Genomic DNA, 22845 nt, shown 5'->3' with positions numbered 1-22845 from the left:
CCGCGCATTCGTCAAAGCCCTCGAGCGGAGCAAGCGCCGTCCGTTGCCGTCGGACCTGCAGGACGCGGCCGCGGACCCCAACGCGGCGCCGCTGGCCGGCGATCCGGAGTTGACCTGGCTGCAACCGGCCCCGGATTCGCTGCTGACCGCGACGACGACCGACCCCGGCACGGTGGTGGCCGCACGAGAAACCATGCGGCTGGCTTTCGTCGCCGCGTTGCAGGTTCTCCCGCCGCGGCAGCGGGCGGTGCTGATCCTGCGGGACGTATTGTGTTGGTCCGCGGCCGAAGTCGCGACGCTCCTCGATCTCAGCGTGGCCGCGGTCAACAGCGCGTTGCAGCGCGCCCGCGCCCGCCTGCCCGCGGACACCGACGCGATCATGCAGCCATCCGAGCAGCGGCAGCGGGAACTGCTCGACCGGTACGTGGCCGCATTTCAAAACGCCGACGTCGACGAACTGGTCGCGGTGCTGACCGAGGACGCGGTCTTCGAGATGCCGCCGTTCCTCACCTGGTTCCGGGGCGTTGACGCTATTGGCGCCTTCCTCGGCGCCCGCATGCGTGGCTTCGGCAATACTCCGGTCGTCCACACCTCCGCCAATGGGCAACCCGCCGTGGCGCTCTACCCGGCGATCGCCGACGGCGAGCATCGCCTGCACGCCCTGCACGTGCTCAGTTTGACGGCGCAAGGCGTCGGCCACATCGTGGCCTTCCAAGACGTAGATGGCCTGGGGCGCTTTGATATTCCGCGGGCGCTGCCGGCTTGACTCGCCCCGGTTAGGTGATCGACCAGAATTCCAGCAGGGTGCGCAACGTCGCGACGAGCGGGAGCGGTTGGTCGAGCATCGGATGGTGGCCGGCCTCGGCCAATTCGACGAAAGGCCCCCGCAGCTGGAGCATGGAGCGGATTCGTTCGCCCATGGCGGGCGGAACCAATCCGGCTTCGCAACGGACATAGCCTAGCCGGCACCGCATTTCGGCCATCATCGTTTCCAACGACTCCTCGTCCGAGGTTGTCGGCTCGAGAAGCTCGCCACCGAAAATCGCGGGATCGAACTTCCAGTTCCAGCCTTCGGCCGTCTTCCGTACCGACTCGACGGCTACGTGCTGCCGGATATACGGGAGGATCACCTGTTGCTTGGGAACCGCCGTAAAGCGTTGCAGGATCTCGTCTCTCGTCCGGTACGGGGCGTGCTTGCGGTTACGCAACCGCGCTTCCTCCGGCGAACGTTCCCACAGCGGCGAGTCGATCACGATCATGCTGTTGATCTGTTCGCCGCAACTCATCGCCGCGGTGGCCGCGATCCAGCCGCCCATGCTGTGGCCGACGATGGTCGGTCGTCCCGAGCCTCCGGCGGCCGCCGACACTTCCATCACTTCGTTTGCCCAGGTTTGCAGGTCGTAGCTGCCGCGCGTGCCGCTGTCACCATGTCCGGACAGATCCGGTGCGATCACGCGATGGGTGCGCGACAACAACGGTGCGATGTGGTCCCACCAACCGGAGTGCGCCGCGCCACCGTGGACGAGCACCACCGTTGGTTGGTCCGTGGCACCCCAGGCGCGCAGGTGAATCCGACAACCGTCGACGTCGACGTCGCTATGGTCCGGTCGTTGGTTGAGCGCGGCGGTGAACCAAGACGGTTCAGCTTCCACCTGACGCGAACGGGAAAACAGGCTCCGACCTCCGTGTGCACATAAACGCAGCTCAGCGACGTTCTACTGTAACTGCAGTCGATCTCTTCGAAAAACGCTCGCTATGCATCGTGGTCGGATGGTTGGAAATCTGCGTAATCGAGTAGTCCACTACGCATGTCGGGTGGCGCCGGAGTTGACACGCTGGTGCGTGGACATCACCCGAAACGGAGGGCATCGATGGAATGCGCCACCAAGATGCGGATTGTGACCCCGGGGAGCCGATCCCGATGACCGCAGCCACGGCCACCTACCAGACATTTCCCGACTACTACTGTGACCTCGTCGGTGACGGCATCTCCATCGATTACTGCATCAATCCGCCAAACATCCCCGGCAGGCGGCCGTACGTCCTCGGCTACGAACACGGCCAGCGCATGCACAACTTCGAGCGGGAACAGATCCGCAGCACGTTCGTGCCCGATCTGGGCTGGTGTCTGAGCGTAACGACGCACGAGCTCGGCGATGCCGGTTCGATCACGGCAACGATTCTCTTTCCCACGGTAGTAATCCCCACGGAGCTAGCGGACATCCCCGTCCACACCATGATGATCACCACGACGCATGAGATCCCAGCTGTGCCAACGCTTCCCGGCCAGCGCGACCATTACCGGATAACCGCTCTGACCGGTCGCGCCCAAAAGATGCGCCGCTATTGAGCGGAAAGCGGTCACTGCCACCCGCGGGTGAGCTCGGCCAGCGCCTGTGAGCGCGCCGTCACCGCGCTGACGGACGCGACGGCACCGTCTGCGACCCGAGCGATGCCGGCAACTTGCAGCGTGGCCGGCATCCCGACGTGGGCGTCGGCAGCGGCGCCGAGGCCGCCTCGGTACCGGCCCCGGATCGTGACGTGGAAGGGCACATCCGCGCCCCCGGAGAAGAGATCGTTGACCACCACCTCCCGGGGGTCGAGCACCGCTTGGTAGGTGGCGCCGGTACGCGCGTCGTCGATGTCGTGTGACGGCGCGGCCGCAAGGTCCGCCGCCTCGAGCCAGGCGCGCACGGCTTGTTCGGCGTCGGGATCTGCCGGTACCGCCTCGGTCGTCGTCCACGGATCGATGTGCGGCGGCATCAGCGGGTGTGGGCGGCCGCTCGCGATCTGCGCCTGCATGGCGAAATAATCCTGCTCGACGTAGTTCTCCGTCAGTCGATGGCCGTTCCACTTGTACAGGCCGATGCCACGCCAGCACGCGAGCCCCCGCGCCCCACCGGCCGGCATGGCCGCGTGCTCGCTGAAGTGCATGCACAGCCGATCGCCGTTGAGCACGAACTCGTGGACGACGATGCCCAAACCCGGTGCCGCATCGAAGATTTGACGAACCGCCTCCGCGTAGGTGGTCGACCGGACCAGGGACAAGCCGTTGATGTGGACGACGTAGTCGGGCTCCATGATCTCCGGATACAGGGATTGATCGTGCGAGTTCGTGTAGTCGATGCAGTACTTGCGCATCAGCGCGACGAAGGGATGCACGTCAGCCCTGCACGAACGGCGCGAGCAGGGTCGGGACCCGAAGGGATTCCGGAACGTGCTCGGCGCCGATGGTTTGGTCGATCACCTCGTGTAGGTGGTAGATGCGCCGCTCCTGGTAGCCGAGGCGCAGCGATTCCAGGGTGCCGGCATCGAGAGAACGCTGCTGGCCGGGCAGGACGTCGAGGTCCTCGAACAGCACCCGGGACAAGGCCCCGATCACCATCTCGTTGGTTTGCCGGTTTGCGTCGTCGCCCGGACCCAGCGACGAGCACCAGTGCACGTTGTACGCCGACGTCGATGGGCCGGTGGGCCAATTGGTGATCAGGAAGACGAATCCCGTACCGGCGAACACGATGCTCAGGTTCGGGAACACGTGATAGGAGAACGTGCCGCGAAACGGCAGCTCACCGAGGCCGGGGAACACGCACGGGAACGGCGACAGCGCCTCTCCGTCCACGCCGTCGCGGAAGGGGACGAGCATGCGGGAGTGGCCGTTCGGCAGCAACTGGATGCCGGTCCCCGCCTGTTGAAGTGTTCGCGCCGCCGTCGTCCGGTGTACGTAATTGACGTGGTAGCTCTCGAGGTTCGCGTCGACCGGAACCTTCCAGTTGACCGGCACGTGGCGAACCGTGCGATCCACCAGGTGCAGGCGACCGTCGAGGTCCTCGAAGTCGCTGAGGTCGTCACCGACGGGGCCGAGGAAGTCGGACAGTGGCGCCGAGTCGGCGTCGAGATTGACGAACACCAGCGGACCCCAGCAGGCACACCGCAGCTCGGCCAGGGCGTGACAGTCACGGTCGAGGTCGGGGAAGTTCGGCGCCTCCGGGTACCCGGCCAGCTTGCCGTCCAGTGAGTACGTCCAGGCGTGGAACGGACAGGTCAGCCGGCGGCCGACGTTCCCCTGTGATTCCTCGACGAGGGCGGCGCCGCGATGGCGGCAGGTGTTATAGAACGCGCGGACGACGCCGTCCCCGCCGCGAACGAGCATGACGGGCCTGTCGAGCTGGTCGAGCAGGAGGTAGTCGCCCGGGTTGCGCAGTTGGTCCGCATGGGCGACGAACAGCCATGAGCGGGAAAACACCGCCGCGGCCTCGAGCTCGGCGAAACCAGGATCCGAATAGCGTGCGCCCGGCACGGGCGGCAACACCGGGAACCCCGCCGGGTACGCGCGCCGCGCCGCCTCCGACCGGGAACACTCCAATACCGCGTCCACCGCGTGGGAACCGATGCCCATGGTTACCTCGTCTCCGGCCTGCCGCCGATCTTCCTGTGGGATAGTTTTATGAATGGGCACTCATTTTGCAAGGACACGGCCGCCGGCTCCGGCGCGACGATCCCGAGGACGGCCACCCAACTCCAGTGGGCAGGTCACCACCCGGCGACTGCTGGAGGCGGCCGCGGCGGTGTGCGTTGAACGGGGATTCGAAGGCAGCACTCTCCCGCTGATCGCCGAGCGGGCCGGCGTATCACCCACCGCGGTCTACAACCACTTCCACAACCGGGAGGAGCTGCTGTACGCCGCCGCGGTGCGTGCCCTCGAGCAAATTACCGCCGCCGCCCTGCGGAACGGTCGTGGCGAACGCCCACTCCATGCGATCGCAATGGCCTATCTGCAGCCCGGGATGCGCCAAAACCGGCGCCTGATTGCCGAGCTGCACCTCGCTAGCCGCCGCGACGCGCGGTTGGCGTCCCTGATAAGCCGGTGGCATCAGGAGTACGCCGACCGGTTCGTCGGGGCGCTCTCCGGCACCGATCCGAACCCGAAGGCCACCACCAAGGTCGTCTTTCTCCTCCTCCTCGGGCTTTGTCACTTCGACGACGTGTCCGCGATCCGGGTGCCGCGTTCGGCGGTGGCCGAGCGTGTCGAGCGCTTGGTCGACGTGCTTGTCCCGGAAGAGCCGACGATCTCCGGGACCGCTTCCTGACCAACCGCGAATGGGCGCGGCGCCGTTTCTCAGCGGGCGGGCGGAACCGGAATGTCGGCGTGCCGAATCTGGTTTCCCCCAGCGCGTTTCGCCTCATACATCGCGCCGTCGGCGGCATCGACGAGGCGTTCGACGACCTGCCGGTTGACCGTTGCGCCTTCCCGCGGCAGTTGGATACTGCTGACGCCCAAGCTCGCCGTCACGCCCCAGGGGGTGTCGGCGATGGCCGAGCGCATGGCCTCGGCGGTCCGCAGCGCGTCTTGAATTCCGATCGTCTCGGCGACCAGGAATTCCTCGCCACCGACCCGGGCGAGAACCGTTCCGCCACGGCTGATTCGCCGCAGGTTGTCGGCCACGGCCACCAGGATGCGGTCCCCGGTGGCGTGGCCGTAGGTATCGTTGATGCGTTTGAAATTGTCCAGATCGAGCATCAACACGCTGAGACAGGGGGCGGGGGTCTGGCCGGTCAGTAGCCTGGACGCGGAGCGATAAAAGCCCCGCCGGTTGCGCAAGCCGGTGAGCGGATCGGTGGAGGACTTCAGGGCGTCCACCGACAGCCAATGAACCAGGATCTGGCCGCAGAACGGCACCGCCAGGATGCCCGCGCTGAGAACCAGCAGTTTGGCTGCGGCCATCGACACATCACCGGCCACCGCGACCCGCGCGGCGCACACCCCCGCGGTAACCAAGGCCGTGCCGAGGGTGAAGACCAGGAGGCGAGCCGAATGAAAAAACGCGACGTACCCGGCGAGGCCCCCGAATGCGGCGCAACCCAGCAGCCCGCTGAGCGGGTCGCTCTCGATCAGGCACGTCGCGGCAATGCCCAGCGTCCCCGTCGTCGAAAACACCTGGGACTGAATCAGCGTCGGCCAGCCGCGCAGCCACACCAGCGCCATTCCCGCCAGGAGCACGATGAAAGCCACCGCCACGGCGCGCCCCGTGGGGGTCCGTGGACCCGACGGGCTGCCCAGCATCAGTAATGTCGCCGCGGCCAGGGTCGTCAGGATGGCGACCAGCAAAAAGCGGACAAAGGGCTGCAGTCCGCGCGCGGCGAGGTAGTCCGACAACCAGTCATAGTGGTCGGGTTGACGCCACCACACGCCGATCCAGTGCATATTTCGACGCCCCTGGCCCCTCCTTGCCACCACCGTTCGTCTGCGCGGACGACCGAACCTCCGTCGTATGCTACTTATCCACCTGAAAACCAGGGCCCGTTCAGAATTTCAGCGCGAACCGCGCGGTTGCGCGGACAGTCTGGTGATCAACCGCCGCATGCTGCGGCCGAGGGATCGTGGAACGTGATCCGGATCCATCAGCTCGTTCTCGGCCAGCGCGCTGTCCTCGCCGGCCACGGTCCGCTCGGTGAATCGCCGCAAGGTCTTGCCCATACCGCGCAGCGCCTCGACGGCCTGCAGGAAGGACTTTCCCTCCCGCATCGTCCGGTCGAACTCATCGACGGAAATCCCCAGATGCTCACACACCAGTTGTTGGCGCACCGACTCGATGGCTCGCCGGATATGTTGGTGCGCTCCGGTATTCGGGTCCGCCTCGACGGCGAGGTCGCACTCACTGTCGAACCCCAGCGACCGGTTGTTGAAGTTCGACGAGCCGACGCGCAACAGCCAATCGTCGACGACCAATATCTTCGAGTGAATGTAGATCTGCGACCCGCCGTCGGTGACCGCCCAGTAGACGCCCAGGCGGCGGTATTCGTCGGCCGCCCAGAGCTGTTGGATGAGCCGGTGGCGTGCGCTGTCCATCGTCTCGCGTTCTAGCCGGTTCAGTCCGCGGCGGGGAAGGACGATGACGATCTCGGGACCGTCAGGCTCTTGGAGCCGAGCGGCCAGCGCCTCGACCACCTGTCGGGCCGCCAGGTACTGGTTCTCCAGATAAATGGTGTGACGTGCCGCCGCAATCGCCGCGAGGTTGAGCGCTTCCACCTCGCGGATCTCGTCGCGACCACCGAATGTGGGCAACGTGCGCGCGATCCCGACCTCGACATCGCGCAGGATGGGCCGCAGGCCACCGGGCCACACGGCGCGCGCCGATTCGATCGGGGCCAGCGACTCCTCGGTCGCGTCACGCCACCTGTCCCGGGCGACCTCGGCGAGCGCCCGCGCCGCGGCGCCGTCCACCGCGGCCGCGACCTCGTGTCGGGGACAGTACCTGCGGCCGAGCGCGCGACGAAAACGGTTGTTGTGCTTGTGTTCTGGGGTATCCCACCGATCCAGGGTGAGGTCGATGCCGCCGCAGAACGCCAGGACGTCGTCGACGATCACGATCTTTTGGTGATGGACGGCGCCGGTCGGACGGGCTCCATCGACGGCCAGGCGCAATCGCCTGCTGCTGAGCCGATTCACCACCGACACGGGCGTGACGCCGTACCAAATCCCGTCGAACACCGGCAGCAGGCGAAGGTTGGATTTCAGCACGTAAATTTCGAGGTCAGGTCGTCGCCATAGCAGCCAGTACAGAAAGGCACCCAGCTGGTTGGGGCCGGCGAGCTTCTTGCCTCCTCGTTCGAATGCAGTCCTGGCGTCGAAGTCCCAGCCGATCAAGATGATTCGACGTTGGGCCCGCAGCATCGCCGCCTTGACCTGGCGAAAGTACTCGGCGGCGTCGATGATGCAGGCCAGCTGGTCGGCGCGCTCCACGCGCCAGCAGGTCTGGCCGGTGATGGGCAACGGATCATCGGGCATACGCGGTCTGTCTACCACATCGGCGCCCGGTCGCCCCGCCACCCGAAGTACAGTCGTCCACCGTGAACGTTGACGCGGCCGCCTTCGCCGAGCAGTGGGTCGCGGCGTGGAATTCCCACGACGTCGAGTCCGTGTTGAAACACTTCCACGAGGACGTGGTATTCACCTCACCGGTGGCGGCGGAGCTGCTCCCGGAAACGGCCGGGGTCGTTCGGGGCAAACCCGCGCTGCGGGACTACTGGACCCGCGCCTTGGCGCGCGTTCCCGATCTCCGGTTCGCCGTGGAGGGCGTCTACCGGGGAATCGACACGATCGTCATCGCGTACCGAAACCAGAACGACAAACTGGTGAGCGAGGTCTTGCGGTTCAGCGGCGACGCGGTGATCGAGGGGCACGGAACGTATCTCGTTGCTCCGTGACGACGGGCTGGTCTTGTTCGATCGATTGGATCACCTTGTCCATGAGCCAGCCGATCGCCAGCGTCGCGTCGTCGCCGTCGACGTTCCAGACCCCGACGAGGCGCTCGTAGCTGGGCAGGTTCCATAGCACGTCAAGCAAGCCGGCTACCACTCGTCGATCGGTTTCCGACCACTGCGGGGCGGCCGCCGAGACGGCACGCAGCAAGGCCTCACGCCGGCGATGGTCGACGGTGACAAAGGTGGGGTCGTCCGGCGCCTGCATGGACTGGCGCACCGAAAACCGTTGCAGCGAAGCGAAAACGCGAGCGGTGACCTCGGCGAGGTTACCCAGATCCACGTCCTCGTAACGGATGCCCGCTTCGGATTCCAACCGCTGCATGACCGCGTCATGGAGATGCCGCTCGGTCGGGAAGTGCCGATAGACGGTGCGCTCGCCGACGCCCGCGCGTTCGGCGACGGCCCGAAAAGTCAGGTCCCGCCAGTCCCACGTGTCGAAGCCATGCACCAGGTCCGTGCCGGCGGCGACGATCCGCTCCCGGGTTTCGGCCGCCTTCTGGCGTCGCGCACGGTTGTCGTAGCTGCGCCGGGCAGCAATTGACGACGCACTCATAATCATGGCAGTATACTGCCACGAAATTGGAGGAAGCATCGTGGCATCACCCGGCGAGTTGATGACCGCGGCCGTCGAGCGAACGGGGCTCGAGGACTTCGGCGACGATTCCTTCCGCGAGGGCCTCGAGATCTTCCTGCGTGCATTACAAGACGAGGCCCGGTTGAACGCGCGCGGCGAAGCATTCGTCTACGGCCGCATCGGCCTTCATCTTGCGCAGCGGCTGTGCGTCGAGGATTGGTATCGGCGACATCCCGAAATCGACGAGGTCTCGATCGATGCGCCCCTCTTCGGGCTCGGCCTGCCGCGCACCGGGTCGACGGCATTGTCGTTCCTGCTGGCCCGGGATCCGAATGTCCGTTACCTACGCAGCTGGGAGTCGACCCAGCCCTGCCCGCCACCGTCGACCGTCCGAGGCGCGGACCCGCGCATTCCGTCCGGTGAGCTGAAGATCGTCGCCGGCTCGCGGCATCATGTTCCCCAGGACATTCACGGGCCGATGGAGTGCCTCGACCTGATGGCATTGGATTTCAAGTCCCAGATCTTCCAGGCGTACGCCCAGATCCCGTCGTATTCGACTTGGTTGGTCGACCGGGCGGATTTCACGTCGACCTACCGATACGAGCGGCGAGTCCTCAAGCTGCTGGCCTGGGGCGAACCCGCCCGCCCATGGCGGCTGAAGACGCCCGCCCACGTGTTGTCCCTCGACTACCTCGACCGGGCGTTCCCGGACGCCAAATTCGTTATGACGCACCGCGATCCGACGGACGTGATCCTGTCGGTGGCCGACGTGTACGCCGACATCGTCGGCGGCTTCACCGACTACCTCGACCGCCGCTACCTCGGCGAGTTGAACGTGCACCAGTGGTCGATCGGCATGCAGCGGGCAGTGAAGTTTCGCGACGACGGAGCCGAAGACCGATTCTTCGACATCGGGTTCGGTGCCATGCAGGCCGACCCGATCGGTGAGGTGCGCCGCCTCTACCAGTGGCTCGGCGAACCGGTCACCGAGGAGTTCGAGGCCGGAATGCGCGACTGGTGGGCCGAGAACGCGGAACACCGCGAGCCGCACCCGAAGGCCGTACCCGAGGAATTCGGCTTGGAAATCAACGCAATTCGGCCGCTGTTCGCCCAATACGTCGAGCGGTCGCAGCGGTGGCTCGGCCATTAGAGATGGAGAGACAGGCATGACGATCGACCTGACGGGCGGCATCGACCTGGCGCGCGAGTACATGTTCGCCGAGCGGCCGGACAACCCCGAGATGCGCGATTCGGTGAGCTTCTGGGTGTTCGACGAGCGCGGCGAGGTGGGCCTGCCGCGGATCGGGATCGAGGCGGTGAGCGCGAATTGGGGGTCCCACGGCCTTCAGGTCAACGTCGCGTTTTCGGACGGCAGGGTGTATCGGGTGCGCGACGACGGCGACAGCTGGCCCGTCGCCGGCCGCGATGGCAAGCCGACCGTGCTCGGCGCGGGCCCGCTCGGGTTCACGTGCGTCGAGCCGTTCGACGCGTGGACGATGACGTTCGACGGCAAGGCGATCGCCACGTCGTCCGCCAACCTCGCCGACGGCCGCAAGCAAGGTGAGCTGGTCGATCTGCGCTTCGACGTCGAGGCGAAAATGGCCGTGCCCCCATGGGTGCAGGGCGCGCTGCGGAACGACGCCGCATCGGCGCTGAAGACGTCCGTCGAGGGCGACCTGATGGGCGGGCCGCGCTACGAGCAACTGTTCCGGGCCACGGGATCGGTGCGGGTGGCGGGCCGCGAACACCCCTTCACCGGCAGCGGCTTGCGCATCCGGCGCCAGGGTGTGCGCCGGCTGGAAGGGTTCTGGGGGCACTGCTGGCAGTCGGCGCTGTTTCCGAGCGGTCGGGGGTTCGGCTACATCGCCTATCCGCCGCGACCGGACGGGCGGCCCACATTCAACGAGGGATACGTGTTCGACGGCGGCGGCGGCCTGATCCCGGCCCGGGTGGTGGAGGCGCCCTGGCTGAGGCAGCTGCAACCATGCGGCGAGGACGTCTCGCTGGTGCTCGAGACCGCCAACGGCACCGAACGGATCGCGGGCGAAACCGTCGTCTCCACCCACGACATCATCGATCCCGGCGAGGTGCCGGCCGAGCAGCTTGCCAAGCTCGCGAACTGGACGTTCCCGGCTCTGCAGCAGGCCGGCGCCCGCTACCGGTGGGATGGCGAGGAGACGATCGGCATGCTGGAGCGCTCCAGCCCGATGGACAAGATCGAGCGCTAGGCCGGTACGCGGCGATCGGGATTGGATTCGCCAGGCTGGCAGTACTATTCACATGTGGCGATACGGCGCGGACGCCCGACCCGTGCGGAAGCGAAGAAACTCGACCAGGCGGTGCGTGAAGCCGCGGTGGCGACGTTCGTCGAACTCGGTTATGCCGACACGAGTATGGAGGCCATCGCGCGCGCGGCCGGCATCACGAGGCGATCGCTGTACGCTCGGTATCCCGACAAGCGGGCGATCTTTGTCGATGTAATCCCCTGGGCCATGACGAAATTCGACGATGGCGAGGAATCAATCGAGGCGATCATCGGCGACGATCCGGAGGAGACGCTGCTCGCCGTCGCGCGCGCGTGTCTGGCGCGCGCGGTGCGACCGGAAAATGTGCGGCTCAAGCGAATAGCGCTCAGCGAAGCGGCGAACTTCCCCGAGTTCAACGTCTCGTCCGAGTCGATGATGTGGGCCGGCAGGCAACGGGTCGTCACCGAGGTGCTGAAGCACTATGAGGAGCTGGGGTGCCTGGACCTCGGCGATGTCGAGCTGGCCGCCGAGCATTTTCTGGCCATGGTGGAAGCGGTGCCCGCCCGAATGGCCGACTTCGGTGTGTTCCGGTCGAAAAAGCAACAGGAGCGCCACCTGCAGTACGCGGTCCGGTTGTTCTTGCGCGGTACGCTACCGCGCTGACCGTTGTCTAATTGCTCCGTGCGCACGAAATCGATTGGCTCATAAGGTAACTCTCCAGACCCTCGCGGCCGAGCTCACGGCCATAGCCGCTGGCCTTCATCCCGCCGTAGGGCGCGAGCGGATCCATGATGTAGCCCTCGTTGACGCCGAAGGAGCCCGCGCGCACCTGTGCCGCGACGCCGTAACCGCGATCGGGGTCGTCCGTGAACACCGCTCCGGCTAAACCGTAGTCGGATTCGTTGGCGATCCTGATGGCGTCGTCCTCGTCGCGGTAGGGGATCACGGTGAGGACCGGGCCGAAGATCTCCTCACGGGCGATCTTCATCCCGTTGTCGGCGTCGGCGAACAGGGTCGGACGGATGTACCAACCCCGGTCTATCCCGTCGGGCATCTCGGCTCCGCCGGTCACCAGGCGCGCGCCGTCGGACAGGCCGCCGGCGATGTAGTCCCGCACCCGCAGTTGCTGGCGTTGCGCCACCAGCGGGCCGACCTGGGTCGCCGGATCGGACGGATCGCCCACGACGAGACCGTCCAGTTCGGCGGCCAGCGCGTCGACGAAATCGTCCCGGCCGGCCGGAATCAGGACCCGGCTCAAGGCATTACAGACCTGGCCGCTGTTGGCGAGGCTGGACATCTGGATGGCCTTGGCCGCCGAGGCGGGGTCGGCGTCGTCGAGGATGATGGCCGCCGACTTGCCGCCCAGTTCCAGGCTGGCCTGGCGCAGTCCGGCGGCACAGGCGAGCGCTACCTCGCGGCCCGCCGCCGTCGAGCCGGTGAAAGACACCTTGTCGACGCCGTTATGCGCAACCAAGTGCGCCCCCACCGTCCGGTCGCCGGGGACCACATTGACCACACCGGCGGGCAGCTGCGCCTGCTCGATGAACTCGGCCAGCAACAAGGCATCCAGCGATGACTCGGGGGACGGTTTGACCACCACGGTGCAGCCGGCCAACAGGGCGGGCACCACCTTGCCGATCGTGAGGAACTGCGGCATGTTCCAGGGCACGACCGCGGCAACCACGCCCACCGGCTGCTTGGCCACGCAGATGTCGTTGCCGTAGAAGCCGGGCCGGAGCTCTTCGAACTCGTAGGACGCCGCCATCGCGGTGAAGGCGGCGATGGCGCTCAGCGGCAGCCGCGACTGAACGTGCTTGCAGAACGTGATCGGGGCGCCGATCTCGGCGCAGATGAGTTCGGCCATCTGCGATCGTCGTTCCTTGTAGACGGCGGCGAGCCGGTTCACCGCCTCGATCCGCTCGGCCAGGCTCAGCCGCGGCCAGGGCCCCTCGTCGAAGGCGGCCCGGGCCGCTTCGACGGCTCGATCGACGTCGGCGGCGCCGGCCGAAAGAACCTGCCCGATCACCGATTCGGTATGCGGCGAGACGATTTCGATGGGGTTGCTCGTACTCGGGGACTGCCACTCACCGCCGATGAACAGCTGGTCTCTGGTGTACATGACTGCCTATCAGTAGAAGTGAATTCAGGTGCAGCGGCCACCGTTGACACCGAGGATCTGCCCGGTGATGTAGCCGGTCTCCTCGGAGACCAGGAACGAGCACGCGGCGGCGATGTCGTCGGGGCGTCCCACCCTGCCGACCGGTACCTTCGCGATGTTGTCCTCGATCGATCCGCCGAGCAACCCCTGCTCCTCCGCCTTGCGCAGCATCGGCGTGTCGATGAAGCCCGGTGGTATCACGTTGGCCGTGATGCCGTGCGGGGCGTACTCGAGCGCAAGGGTTTTCGTCAGTCCGTTGACGGCGGACTTCGCCGCCACGTAGTGCGCCTGGTACGGCGAGCCCGAATGGGTGCTCGACGAGGAGATGTTGACGATGCGGCCCCAGCCCGCCTCGAGCATGTCGGGCAGCGCCGCCTGGGTGCAGTGCAGCACGCCGTTGAGGTTGACGTCGATCACCTTGGACCACTCCTCGAAGGCGATGTTGAGGAAGCGCCGAAACCCCGTCATGCCGGCGGCATTCACCAGGATCGTGATCGGCCCGAGCGCGCTCCGAATGTCGTCCAGCGCGGCATCGACCGCGCGGCGGTCCGTGACGTCGGCGAGGTAGGCGAACTCGCTGTCCGACTCGGTCAGGTCGATGGTCGCGACGTGGTAGCCGTCGGCCCGGAGCCGTTCGGCGATCGCACGTCCGATGCCGGACGCCCCGCCGGTGACGAGCGCGGTCTTCACGGATAGAAAATATACAGCCTGTGTACTTTCGTTGGCAATGGCGCTACGCTGACAGCGTGGACCGGCCGCAATTCCGCTTCGCGGTGCAGGCGACCAACGCCGCCGACGGGCGTGAGTGGCGCGAATTCGCCTGCCGGGTACAACAACTCGGCTACTCCACGCTCCTGCTCGCCGACCACTACCTCGGCCCCGGGCCGGCCCAGCGCGCCGCGCGCACCCCACGCCAGGACCTCGCCCCGATCGCGGCGATCGCCGCGGCGGCCGCCCACACCACCACGCTGCGCGTCGGCTGCCGGGTGTTTTGCATCGACTACCACGTCCCAGCCGTGCTCGCCAAGGAGGTGGCCACGCTCGACCTGCTTTCGGACGGGCGGCTCGAGCTCGGCATCGGGGCGGGCTGGAGCGAGACCGAGTACGAGGCCATGGGCCTGACGTTCGGGACCCCGGGGCAACGCATCGCCAAGCTCAAAGAGGTTGTCGCCCTGGTGAAGGCGCACTGCGCCGGCGCCGAGCTTGCGCACGCCGGTGCGTACGTGAACGTCAGCGGATACGCCGGCACACCGCGATCCGCGCAGCGGCCGCATCCGCCGATCATGATCGGCGGCGGGGGCCGGCGCGTGCTCAGCTACGCCGGCCGCGAAGCCGACATCGTCAGCATCAACACCGTGCCGTTCGCGCCGCGCACCGACGACGGGCTGACCCCACACGAGGAGGCCGTCCGCCGGTTCGACTACGTCGCCGCGGCCGCCGGCAGCCGCGCCGGCGACCTCGACATCGAAAGCTCGCCCTTCTTCGTCGAGGTCACCGACGACCCGGAGCGCGCCTACACGCGCCTCGGGGCGAGGACCGGGATCGCGCCGGAGATCCTGCGCGACCACCCCAACGTGCTGGTCGGCTCCGCCGACGCGATCACCGAGACATTGCGGGCGCGCCGCGAGGCCTACGGCGTCAACTACGTCACGGTGCGCCAGGCCCAGGCCGAACACTTCGCGCCGATCGTGGCGCAGCTGACCGGAACCTGACAGCGACGGGAGCACCATGGCCAAACGAACCAGATTCAGCGAATACCATGACCGGTACCCGAACTACCGCTTCGAACTGGACGACGACGGCATCCTGCTGATGCAGTGCCATACCGACGGCGACAGCCTGGTATGGAGCTGGCAGGCACACGACGACATGTCCGACGCCTTCGCCGACGTAGCGGGCGACCGGGAGATCAAAGTGCTGATCCATACCGGGACCGGACAGAACTACAACGCCAACTGGGGCCGAATGCCCAATGGCGATCCGGTGGAGAAGCCCGAGTACCTGCTGATGCCCGGCACCCGCGGTTTGGTCAAGCTCGACGAAAAGGCTTGGTACGCACGTCATCTCATCACCAATGTGCTCGACGTCGACGTGCCGATGATCAGCGCGGTCAATGGCCCGTGCAACATGCATTCGGAGGTCCCGCTGATGGGCGACATCGTGCTCGCCTCCGAAGACGCCTACTTCCAGGACGCCTCACACTTTCCGCGGGGCCAGGTGCCCGGCGACGGGCAGCACGTGATCTGGAGCTACCTCGCCGGACACACCAGGGCCCGGTACTTCCTGCTGACCGGCAAGAAGCTCGGCGCGCAGGAGGCCAAGGAGTGGGGCGTCGTCAACGAGGTGTTGCCCAAGGACCAATTGCTGGACCGCGCTTGGGAATTGGCGCGTGAGCTGGTGAAGCGACCGCCGCTGACGTTGCGCTACTCGCGGCAACTGTTCACCAACCCGCTCAAGCGCGCCTTTTTGGACGAGCTGGGCCACGGACTGGCGCGCGAGACATACGCGCAGCGCGCCTTCTTCCCGTTCGGCGGCGAGATGGAACCACTCGATCGACCGTGGGACCAGCAGCCGTGGGCCCAGGCTAACTCCAAGGCCAACGGCCAACCCCTCGACGAAGGAGCGCGACCATGACGGACATTCAACAGCGGCTCGCCACCGGAAAGGGCAAGTTCACCCCGCACTACCCCGACCTCGGCACCGGCCCGGTGAACTACGAGGACTGCATCTCCGAGGAGTTCTTCGCCGCCGAGCGCAAGGCCGTCTTCGAACGGAACTGGCTGTGCGTCGGACGCATCGAGCGCCTGCCCCGCAAGGGCTCCTACTTCACCCGGGAGCTGCCGGGCGGGCTGGCGTCCATCGTGATCACCCGCGACCTCGACGACAACGTCCACGCCTTCCACAACGTGTGCGCCCACCGCGGCAACAAGGTTGTCTGGCAGGAGCACCCGCAACGGGAGTCGTCGGGCAGCTGCCGCGCCTTCGCCTGCAAGTACCACGGGTGGCGCTACGACCTCGACGGCGGCGTGAACCACATCACCAACGAGGAAGAGTTCTTCGACCTCGACAAGAGCAAGCTGCGCATGCCCCCGGTGCACTGCGAGGTATGGGCCGGCTTCATCTTCGTCAACCTCGCCTCCAAACCGGGGCAAGCGCCGGTGCCCTTGCGCACCTTTCTCGGCGACGGCCTGCTGGGCATGGAGTCCTACCCCTTCGGGCGGATGACGCAGCGATACGGCTTTTCCACTCGCATCAACGGCAATTGGAAGCTGGCCGTCGACTCCGTGTGCGAGTGGTATCACCCGCCGTACGTGCACGGCCGGTTCATCGACCCGGACGTGTCCAAGGCCGAGAAGATGGTTCCCCCGGTGGACGCCTACCACTACGAGCTCTTTCGGCCGCACATGCTGACGTCAGTGCCCGGGCCGCCGCCGCTGCCGCCGCGCGAACCGGGGACCGCCGGGCCGGCCCGCCGCGACCAGCGATGGGTCTACAAACTGTTCCGCGCCGGGTTGTTCGGGCCCGACGACGTTCCCGATATCGGACCGCTGCCGGACTTCCTCAACCGCGGCGACATCGCGTCGTGGGGCAACGATCAGTTCTGGATCTTCCCCAACATCTCGGTCCAGATCTGGGCCCGGGGCTACTACATCACCTACACCTACTGGCCCGAGACGGTCGACTCTCACATCTACGAGATCGACATGTACTTCGTCCCGCCCGCCAACGCCAAGGAGCGGCTCGCGCAGGAACTGGTGGTCGACAGCACGATCGAGTTCGCGATGCAGGACGTGAACACCATCGAGGCGACCCATTCGGCGTTGAAGACCCGCGCGCAGAACACCTTTCACCTCAGCGATCAGGAGCTGCTCATCAGGCAATTCCACACGGTCATCCGCCACACCGTCGCCGCCCACCAGTCCGGCAGGCAGGGGAACTGACGATGACGAACACGCTTCCGGACGGCTTCTCCGACCTCGAAACTTACGTCGCGGACTGGGCACTGCCCACCCGCGCGCAGCGATACGCGGCCCGGCTGGACCGGCCCTTCGACGAACTGGTCGCCTTCTACGACGCCGTCGCACCGCGCGCCGAGGAAGCCATCGCCTACCTCGACGGGCTGGACATCACCGCGCTGCCCGAGGACGCCACCAGATTGCTGCACCTGCTCTACTCGATGATCCTGGTGTCGTATGCGGTGAATGTGTTCAAGCAGAACCGCATTCCCGACTCCGGCGCCGCGTTCTTCGAGATGGTCGCCGAGCCCAGCGTGTGATGATGGGTGACGATACGCTGCCGCTGTCCGGGCTGCGGGTGGTCGACGCCGCGACGCTGGCCGCCGGCCCGTTGGTGGCCACCGCGCTGGGTGAGTTCGGCGCCGAGGTCATCAAGGTGGAACAGCCTCGTGTCGGGGATCCGCTGCGCACCTGGGGGACCCGTCGTGACGACGTCGGCTTGGTGTGGAAGAGCCTGAGCCGCAACAAGAAATGCGTAACCCTGGACCTGCGCCGAGATGACGGTCGCGCGGTGTTCCACAGCCTGCTCGACGTCAGCGACGTGCTGGTGATCAACACCCGGCCGAGCACGCTGGCGCGCTGGGGGCTGGACTACGACAAGGTCCATGCCCGCCATCCGAGCCTGGTGATGCTGCACATCACCGGCTACGGGGCGGGCGGTCCGGCCAGCGACCGGCCCGGATTCGGAACCCTCGCGGAGGCGATGAGCGGGTTCGCGCACGTGTGCGGGCAGCCCGACGGTCCCCCGACGTTGCCGCCGTTCATGCTCGCCGACGGCGTCGCCGCGCAATCGGCCACCTACGCCGTCATGATGGCGCTCTATCACCGCGACGCGCATAGCGCGCCAGGCCAACTCGTCGACGTCAGCCTGATCGAACCCCTGGCGCGGCTCGTCGAGCAGGCGACACTGGCCTACGACCAACTCGGACACATCCAGGGCCGCGCCGGCAACCGCGTCGACGCCAGCGCACCCCGCAACGCCTACCGCACCTCCGACGACCGATGGATCGCCATTTCGAGCGCATCGTCGAGCGTTGCCGCCCGGCTCTATCGGGCCATCGACAGGCCCGATCTGGCGGTCCGCCCCGAATACGTCGAGCCCATCCCACGCCAGGCCCGTGCCGACGAGATCGACACGCTCGTCGCGGCGTGGATCCGCGCGCACACGCTCGAGCACGCCATGAAGGTGTTCCTGGCCGAAGACGTTGCGGCGGCACCGGTCTACGACGCACAACAACTGCTCGCCGACGAGCACCTGCGGGCCCGCGGGACCTTCATAGCGGTCGACGATCCCGACCTGGGGACGGTGACCGTGCAGGCGCCCGTCGCCCGCCTGAGTGACACCCCGGGCAGGATCGCCCACCTCGGCCGCGCGCTGGGGGCGGACAACGACGCCGTGTATCGCGGCCTGCTCGGCCTCGACGCCGACCGCCTGGCCGACCTGCGCGCGGCCGGCACGATCTGACCGGGTGCACGTCATGTTTCAGCCAACCCGAACCCGCCCACGCCGCAGCGAGCTTGCGACGCCCGCGAGCAACGAGCACATGTGCGAGGTGGCGGCGCGGGCCGGCGCCGATCTGGTGTTCCTCGACCTCGAGGACGCGTGCGCGCCGACCGTCAAGGAATCGGCGCGCGCCACGGCGGTAGCCGCGCTCACCGACCTCGACTGGGGTCACACGATTCGCGCCGTCCGGATCAACGGCCTCGACACCCAGTGGTGTCACGGTGACATCATCGAAGTGGTCACCGGCGCGCGGAATGCCCTGGACGTCATCATCATTCCGAAAGTTCTCAGCGCACAGGATGTTTGGTGGGTCGACGTGCTGCTGACCCAACTGGAGACCAAGCTGGGGCTGCCGCATCGCATTGGACTGGAGGCGCTCATCGAGGAGGCGGATGGGCTGCTCAACGCGCGTGACATAGCCCGCTCCAGTGACCGACTGCAGGCGCTGATATTCGGTGCGGGTGACCTGTCGGCCTCATTGCGCGCCCGCGTCGACGGAAACTTCCAGCCGTCCGGCGAATACCCGGGTGACTACTGGCACGCCGTCCGAGTGCAGATCCTCGCGGCCGCGCGCGCCGCGGGCATCGCGGCGATCGATGCGCCGTACCCCGGCTACCGGGACGAGGAGGGCTACCGTCGGCAGGCCAGGAGCGCCAGCCTGCTCGGCTTCGACGGCAAGTGGGCGATCCACCCGGACCAGGTGCCCATCGCCAACTCGGTGTTCACGCCGACGGCCGACGAGGTCGACGCGGCCCGCGCCGTCATCGCCGACTACCGACTGGCCGAGGCTGGCGGCGTCGGGGCGGTTGGCCGCGACGGAAAGCTCGTCGACGCCGCACTGATGCGTCACGCCGCCAACGTGCTGCGGCGAGCGGTACCTCCAGAAGTGGTCGATTGACGCCTCGGCCTTTCGAGATCTACCGCGTGCTCTCGTCGGGGAGGTCGTGCCGGGACTGATGCAAACCCGGGCCGTCCGGGTCCTCGTCTTGGTGCTCCAGCTTCTCCTCGAGCTCCCGCTGCTCCGCGGTGGCCTTTCTGGCGTCTTCGGGCGCCGGTGGTGGGTCGATGTTGACTTGCTGATCCACGCGAGATCCCCTCCGAACTTCGACGAATGCTTCTAACAGGATCTCCCCCATCGCGGGATCCGAAACCGAACCCCATCGCCGAAATGACGTTTGCCTCCGAGTAATTTGTCCCGTGGCTAACGGGCAACACGCGCCCGACGCTTCCCCGGAGGTTCGCTCACTGATGTCACGGCTGAGGGCCTGGTGGAACCAGCCGGACCACTACGAGTGGATCACTGCGTTCCTGGCCCAGCGCGGAATGCTGGGTTCGGCGCGGACGATCTTGGTCATCGTTGCCGGATCGTCGATGTTGGTGCCGCTGACCGTGTTGCCGAGCCAAAGCCAGCCGAGCGTCGTCGAAATGATCACCGGTGGAGTCGCCGTCGCGTTCACCGCCGGTGTGACCGTGCTGTGGATGACGCGGTGGCCCACGCGTCGGCAGTCGCAGGCGGGGGTGGCCCTCGGCGCGTTGTTCGTCGGCGGGTGGAGCCTCGTGCAGCCGACCGGGGCACTTGCCGCGCTGGCGTGCACGGCCATGTCCGTGACCGGCGGTTACATCGCGTTCTTCCACGGCCCCAAGCTCCTACTCTTCAACGGCGTCGTGACCGTCGGGGTCACCGTCACGGCGGTGGCGCGATTGGCGCATGAGGCCAATATCGCCACCGCGGCCTCCGCGCTCTGGATCAATGCGTTTCTCAATTTATCTGTGCCCCTGGGCATTTGGGGTATGTCGCGCGCGATGGGCACCTACGTTCAGCGCTCGGAAGAGGATCCCCTCACGGGATTGCTGAACCGGCGGGCGTTCACCGACGCGGTCTGTCATCGGTTGGCGAATCCACCGCAGGCGCATACCCACCTGGCGGTGGTGATGGTCGACCTGGACAACTTCAAACGCATCAACGACACCCACGGTCATCTGGCCGGCGACCGCGCCCTGCGGGCGGTGGCCGATCTGCTGCGCGAGCACACCCCCGCCGACGCGGCTATCTGTCGCGCCGGAGGCGAGGAGTTCTTGGTCGCGCTGACCGCTGTGACCTCGGACGTGCGGCCACTGACCGCGCAGTTCTGCAGCGCGCTCGACGGGCTCCTACCGAAGATCACCGCGAGCGTCGGGATCGCGAGCGCCGAGCTGCGCCTGCTAACCGGTGACGTCGGACGAATCGTCGACGAGCTCATCAGGGTCGCCGACGACGCGATGTACGCCGCGAAACGCCGCGGCGGAAACCAGGTCCACCAAGGCGCGAGGATTTAGCCGCCGGAAGTCCCTCGACCGGCCTCGTTTCGCGTACACGCTATTCACAGATTCGGCATAGCCGTCGCCCAGGTTGCGGCGAAATCATCTAGCCAGGCTCTAGATCGCTTGGGGCGAAAGCACTTAGCGGCGATCCGCGTGCGAGCGAGGGAGGGACGTTGAGCTTCCAGACCGCTGTCGCCGGGGAACCCGGATCGCTCGTGCAGAACGTTGCCGGTGTGCTGAGCAAGCCGCGGCTGCGCGGCTGGATCCACCAGTACTGCGCCGTCGCGGCCGCCATCGCGGGCGTGCCTCTGGTGGTGGTCTCGTGGGCGGAGGCATCCAAGCGGGCGGGGCACTCGACGCTGACGTACACGCTGGCGATCGTGGCGATGTTCGCCGTCAGCGCCGTCTACCACCGCGTCCACTGGCAGTCGGCCGTCACCAGGAATTGGATGAGGCGCCTCGACCACTCGATGATCTTCGTGCTTATCGCCGGCACCTACACACCGTTCGCCAGGCTCGCCATGCCCCGCGGAACCGGCTACCTGGTCCTCGGGATCGTCTGGGGTGGCGCGGCGGTTGGGATTGCGCTGCAACTGTTTTGGCCGACGGCTCCGCGCTGGGTGGGCATTTCCCTCTACCTGCTGCTGGGCTGGGTGGCGGTGTGGTACACCGGGCTGATCCTGCAGAACGCCGGCATCGCGGCGGCCGTCCTGCTGGCGGTGGGCGGCCTGCTGTACAGCGTCGGTGCGGTGTTCTACGGTCTACGCTGGCCCGACCCCTGGCCGACGACGTTCGGTTACCACGAGGTCTTTCACGCGTGCACCGCGGCCGCCGCCATCTGCCAATACATCGCCATCTGGTTCGCGGTCTTCTGAACCAGCGCCCCTAGCGCGACCCGCTACGTCGCGCCGGCGGCTACCCGCTCCAACGCGGCGAGGTGGTCGTCGACGGTCGCCAGGCCGGCCTTCATGGTGTTCACCGAGACGTGCGTGGCGCCGGCGGCCTTCCAGGCCGCGATGTCGGCGGCGGCCTTGTCGGGGTCGCCGGTCCAGGTGACCCGGCCCTCCATCCCCAGGGCGTCGGCGTCGCGGCCGGCGGCCGCCGCCGCGCGCCGCACCTGCTCCTGCGCGTAGTCCAGGCCCGGTCCGGGCTCCATCATCGGGAACCAGCCGTCGCTGAGGCGCCCGGCGCGTTCGTAGGCGCGGTCGGACGCCGCACCGAACCACACCGGGATCGGGCGCTGGGTCGGCATCGGGGCCAGGCCCGCCCCGGTCACCGTGTGGTATTTGCCATTGAACGTCACCGACCGTTCGGTCCACAGCTTGCGCATGACCTCGACCTGTTCCTCGGAGCGCCGCCCGCGGTTGGTGAACGTCTCGCCGAGCGCCTCGTACTCAACGTCGTTCCACCCCAATCCGATACCGAGCCGGAAGCGCCCGCCGGTGAGCAGATCGACCTCGGCGGCCTGCTTGGCCACCAACACGGTCTGGCGCTGCGGCAGGATGATGACGCCGGTGACGAGTTCGAGCGAGGTGACCGCGGCCAGGTAGCCGAACATCACGAACGGCTCGTGAAAGGTCGAGTCGATGTCGTAGTAGCCCTGCCAGCCCTGGTGCACCGCCGGATCGGCGCCGACGACGTGGTCGTAGGCGAGGATGTGGGTGAAGCCCAGTTCCTCGACGCCCTGCCCGTAGGCGCGGACGGCGGCGGGGTCTCCGCCGAGCTCGGTCTGCGGGAACACGACACCAATGCGCATTGCCCGTTCAACCTCACCGCGCCGCGGT

Annotated in this window: 25 protein-coding genes; 15 read left to right on the top strand and 10 right to left on the bottom strand. The window is 67.0% G+C overall.

The window, feature by feature from the left end; translation table 11 throughout:
• Positions 1–766: RNA polymerase subunit sigma-70 (locus A9X00_RS13680; protein WP_067153864.1), on the top strand; the 766-nt coding region annotated here is incomplete at its 5' end.
• Positions 767–776: 10 nt separating this feature from the next.
• Here the strand turns inward: A9X00_RS13680 and A9X00_RS13675 are convergent.
• Entirely contained in the window at positions 777–1673 is an 897-nt protein-coding gene (locus tag A9X00_RS13675; protein ID WP_082975195.1) for an alpha/beta fold hydrolase, read from the bottom strand.
• 248 nt (positions 1674–1921) lie between these two features.
• On the opposite strand from A9X00_RS13675, the gene A9X00_RS13670 reads away from it, so the two are divergent.
• A complete protein-coding gene (locus tag A9X00_RS13670) occupies positions 1922–2350 on the top strand; it encodes a hypothetical protein (protein WP_156772072.1) in 429 nt (142 codons plus the stop codon).
• A gap of 11 nt (positions 2351–2361) precedes the next feature.
• On the opposite strand, the gene A9X00_RS13665 is transcribed toward A9X00_RS13670, so the two are convergent.
• Together A9X00_RS13665 and A9X00_RS13660 are read right to left on the bottom strand one after the other, a co-directional pair.
• Entirely contained in the window at positions 2362–3162 is an 801-nt protein-coding gene (locus A9X00_RS13665; protein WP_067153795.1) for a hypothetical protein, read from the bottom strand.
• Position 3163: 1 nt separating this feature from the next.
• Positions 3164–4396 (bottom strand): aromatic ring-hydroxylating dioxygenase subunit alpha, encoded by a 1233-nt coding sequence (locus A9X00_RS13660; protein WP_067153793.1) that lies wholly within the window; start codon positions 4394–4396, stop codon positions 3164–3166.
• A 52-nt stretch (positions 4397–4448) separates the two neighbouring features.
• Here A9X00_RS13660 and A9X00_RS13655 point away from each other — a divergent pair, with 52 nt between their 5' ends.
• Entirely contained in the window at positions 4449–5087 is a 639-nt protein-coding gene (locus tag A9X00_RS13655; RefSeq protein WP_082975193.1) for a TetR/AcrR family transcriptional regulator, read from the top strand.
• A gap of 29 nt (positions 5088–5116) precedes the next feature.
• Here the strand turns inward: A9X00_RS13655 and A9X00_RS13650 are convergent, their stop codons facing one another.
• Both A9X00_RS13650 and A9X00_RS13645 read right to left on the bottom strand, forming a co-directional pair.
• Complete coding sequence (locus tag A9X00_RS13650; RefSeq protein ID WP_067153788.1) at positions 5117–6202, bottom strand: diguanylate cyclase; 1086 nt, start codon at positions 6200–6202, stop codon at positions 5117–5119.
• Positions 6203–6310: 108 nt separating this feature from the next.
• Entirely contained in the window at positions 6311–7786 is a 1476-nt protein-coding gene (locus A9X00_RS13645) for a phospholipase D-like domain-containing protein (protein ID WP_067153786.1), read from the bottom strand.
• Between the two features lie 62 nt (positions 7787–7848).
• Here A9X00_RS13645 and A9X00_RS13640 point away from each other — a divergent pair, with 62 nt between their 5' ends.
• On the top strand, positions 7849–8205 hold the full coding sequence (locus A9X00_RS13640) for a nuclear transport factor 2 family protein (protein WP_067153784.1): 357 nt from the start codon (positions 7849–7851) through the stop codon (positions 8203–8205).
• Here A9X00_RS13640 and A9X00_RS13635 read toward each other — a convergent pair.
• On the bottom strand, positions 8153–8815 hold the full coding sequence (locus A9X00_RS13635) for a TetR/AcrR family transcriptional regulator (RefSeq protein ID WP_067153783.1): 663 nt from the start codon (positions 8813–8815) through the stop codon (positions 8153–8155). The two genes, A9X00_RS13640 and A9X00_RS13635, sit on opposite strands and share 53 nt — an antisense overlap.
• A gap of 40 nt (positions 8816–8855) precedes the next feature.
• Between A9X00_RS13635 and A9X00_RS13630 the strand changes: the two genes are divergently transcribed.
• From A9X00_RS13630 to A9X00_RS13620, 3 genes are read left to right on the top strand one after another with little or no spacing between them, the layout of a single operon-like run.
• Complete coding sequence (locus A9X00_RS13630; RefSeq protein ID WP_067153780.1) at positions 8856–9986, top strand: sulfotransferase; 1131 nt, start codon at positions 8856–8858, stop codon at positions 9984–9986.
• A 16-nt stretch (positions 9987–10002) separates the two neighbouring features.
• The gene (locus A9X00_RS13625; protein ID WP_067153777.1) at positions 10003–11064 is read left to right on the top strand and encodes a hypothetical protein; all 1062 of its coding nucleotides are present in this window, start codon (positions 10003–10005) and stop codon (positions 11062–11064) included.
• 54 nt (positions 11065–11118) lie between these two features.
• Positions 11119–11745 (top strand): TetR/AcrR family transcriptional regulator, encoded by a 627-nt coding sequence (locus A9X00_RS13620; protein ID WP_082975189.1) that lies wholly within the window; start codon positions 11119–11121, stop codon positions 11743–11745.
• Positions 11746–11752: 7 nt separating this feature from the next.
• Here the strand turns inward: A9X00_RS13620 and A9X00_RS13615 are convergent, their stop codons facing one another.
• Positions 11753–13201 carry an aldehyde dehydrogenase gene (locus tag A9X00_RS13615; protein ID WP_067153772.1) on the bottom strand — a complete coding sequence of 483 codons (1449 nt, stop codon included), beginning with the start codon at positions 13199–13201 and terminating at the stop codon, positions 11753–11755.
• A 24-nt stretch (positions 13202–13225) separates the two neighbouring features.
• Positions 13226–13930, bottom strand: coding sequence for an SDR family NAD(P)-dependent oxidoreductase (locus tag A9X00_RS13610; protein WP_067153769.1), 705 nt, complete (start codon positions 13928–13930; stop codon positions 13226–13228).
• Positions 13931–13986: 56 nt separating this feature from the next.
• Between A9X00_RS13610 and A9X00_RS13605 the strand changes: the two genes are divergently transcribed.
• Genes A9X00_RS13605 through A9X00_RS13580 form a run of 6 tightly spaced genes read left to right on the top strand, consistent with a single transcriptional unit; the run spans position 13987 to position 19658 of the window.
• Positions 13987–14952 carry a TIGR03621 family F420-dependent LLM class oxidoreductase gene (locus A9X00_RS13605; RefSeq protein WP_067153766.1) on the top strand — a complete coding sequence of 322 codons (966 nt, stop codon included), beginning with the start codon at positions 13987–13989 and terminating at the stop codon, positions 14950–14952.
• Between the two features lie 16 nt (positions 14953–14968).
• Complete coding sequence (locus A9X00_RS13600; RefSeq protein ID WP_067153763.1) at positions 14969–15874, top strand: enoyl-CoA hydratase/isomerase family protein; 906 nt, start codon at positions 14969–14971, stop codon at positions 15872–15874.
• On the top strand, positions 15871–17181 hold the full coding sequence (locus tag A9X00_RS13595; RefSeq protein ID WP_067153760.1) for an aromatic ring-hydroxylating dioxygenase subunit alpha: 1311 nt from the start codon (positions 15871–15873) through the stop codon (positions 17179–17181). The genes A9X00_RS13600 and A9X00_RS13595 overlap by 4 nt, the downstream gene beginning before the upstream one ends.
• A 2-nt stretch (positions 17182–17183) precedes the next feature.
• Positions 17184–17516 (top strand): hypothetical protein, encoded by a 333-nt coding sequence (locus A9X00_RS13590; protein ID WP_067153757.1) that lies wholly within the window; start codon positions 17184–17186, stop codon positions 17514–17516.
• Positions 17517–17518: 2 nt separating this feature from the next.
• Positions 17519–18721: a CaiB/BaiF CoA-transferase family protein gene (locus tag A9X00_RS13585; protein WP_067153754.1), complete on the top strand. Its 1203-nt coding sequence runs from the start codon at positions 17519–17521 to the stop codon at positions 18719–18721.
• A gap of 13 nt (positions 18722–18734) precedes the next feature.
• On the top strand, positions 18735–19658 hold the full coding sequence (locus A9X00_RS13580; RefSeq protein WP_067153862.1) for a CoA ester lyase: 924 nt from the start codon (positions 18735–18737) through the stop codon (positions 19656–19658).
• Between the two features lie 19 nt (positions 19659–19677).
• Here the strand turns inward: A9X00_RS13580 and A9X00_RS31305 are convergent, their stop codons facing one another.
• Positions 19678–19845: a hypothetical protein gene (locus tag A9X00_RS31305; protein WP_197515153.1), complete on the bottom strand. Its 168-nt coding sequence runs from the start codon at positions 19843–19845 to the stop codon at positions 19678–19680.
• A 163-nt stretch (positions 19846–20008) separates the two neighbouring features.
• On the opposite strand from A9X00_RS31305, the gene A9X00_RS13570 reads away from it, so the two are divergent.
• Positions 20009–21076 (top strand): GGDEF domain-containing protein, encoded by a 1068-nt coding sequence (locus A9X00_RS13570; RefSeq protein WP_067153747.1) that lies wholly within the window; start codon positions 20009–20011, stop codon positions 21074–21076.
• Positions 21077–21234: 158 nt separating this feature from the next.
• Positions 21235–21936, top strand: coding sequence for a hemolysin III family protein (locus tag A9X00_RS13565; RefSeq protein WP_067153744.1), 702 nt, complete (start codon positions 21235–21237; stop codon positions 21934–21936).
• Positions 21937–21959: 23 nt separating this feature from the next.
• Here A9X00_RS13565 and A9X00_RS13560 read toward each other — a convergent pair whose 3' ends face one another.
• The gene (locus tag A9X00_RS13560; protein ID WP_067153741.1) at positions 21960–22817 is read right to left on the bottom strand and encodes an LLM class F420-dependent oxidoreductase; all 858 of its coding nucleotides are present in this window, start codon (positions 22815–22817) and stop codon (positions 21960–21962) included.
• Between the last annotated feature and the right edge of the window lie 28 nt (positions 22818–22845).

Origin of the sequence: Mycobacterium sp. 1245805.9, assembly GCF_001672915.1 — a bacterium.
Classification (GTDB): domain Bacteria; phylum Actinomycetota; class Actinomycetes; order Mycobacteriales; family Mycobacteriaceae; genus Mycobacterium.
This window is presented reverse-complemented; position numbering and strand designations above follow the sequence as displayed.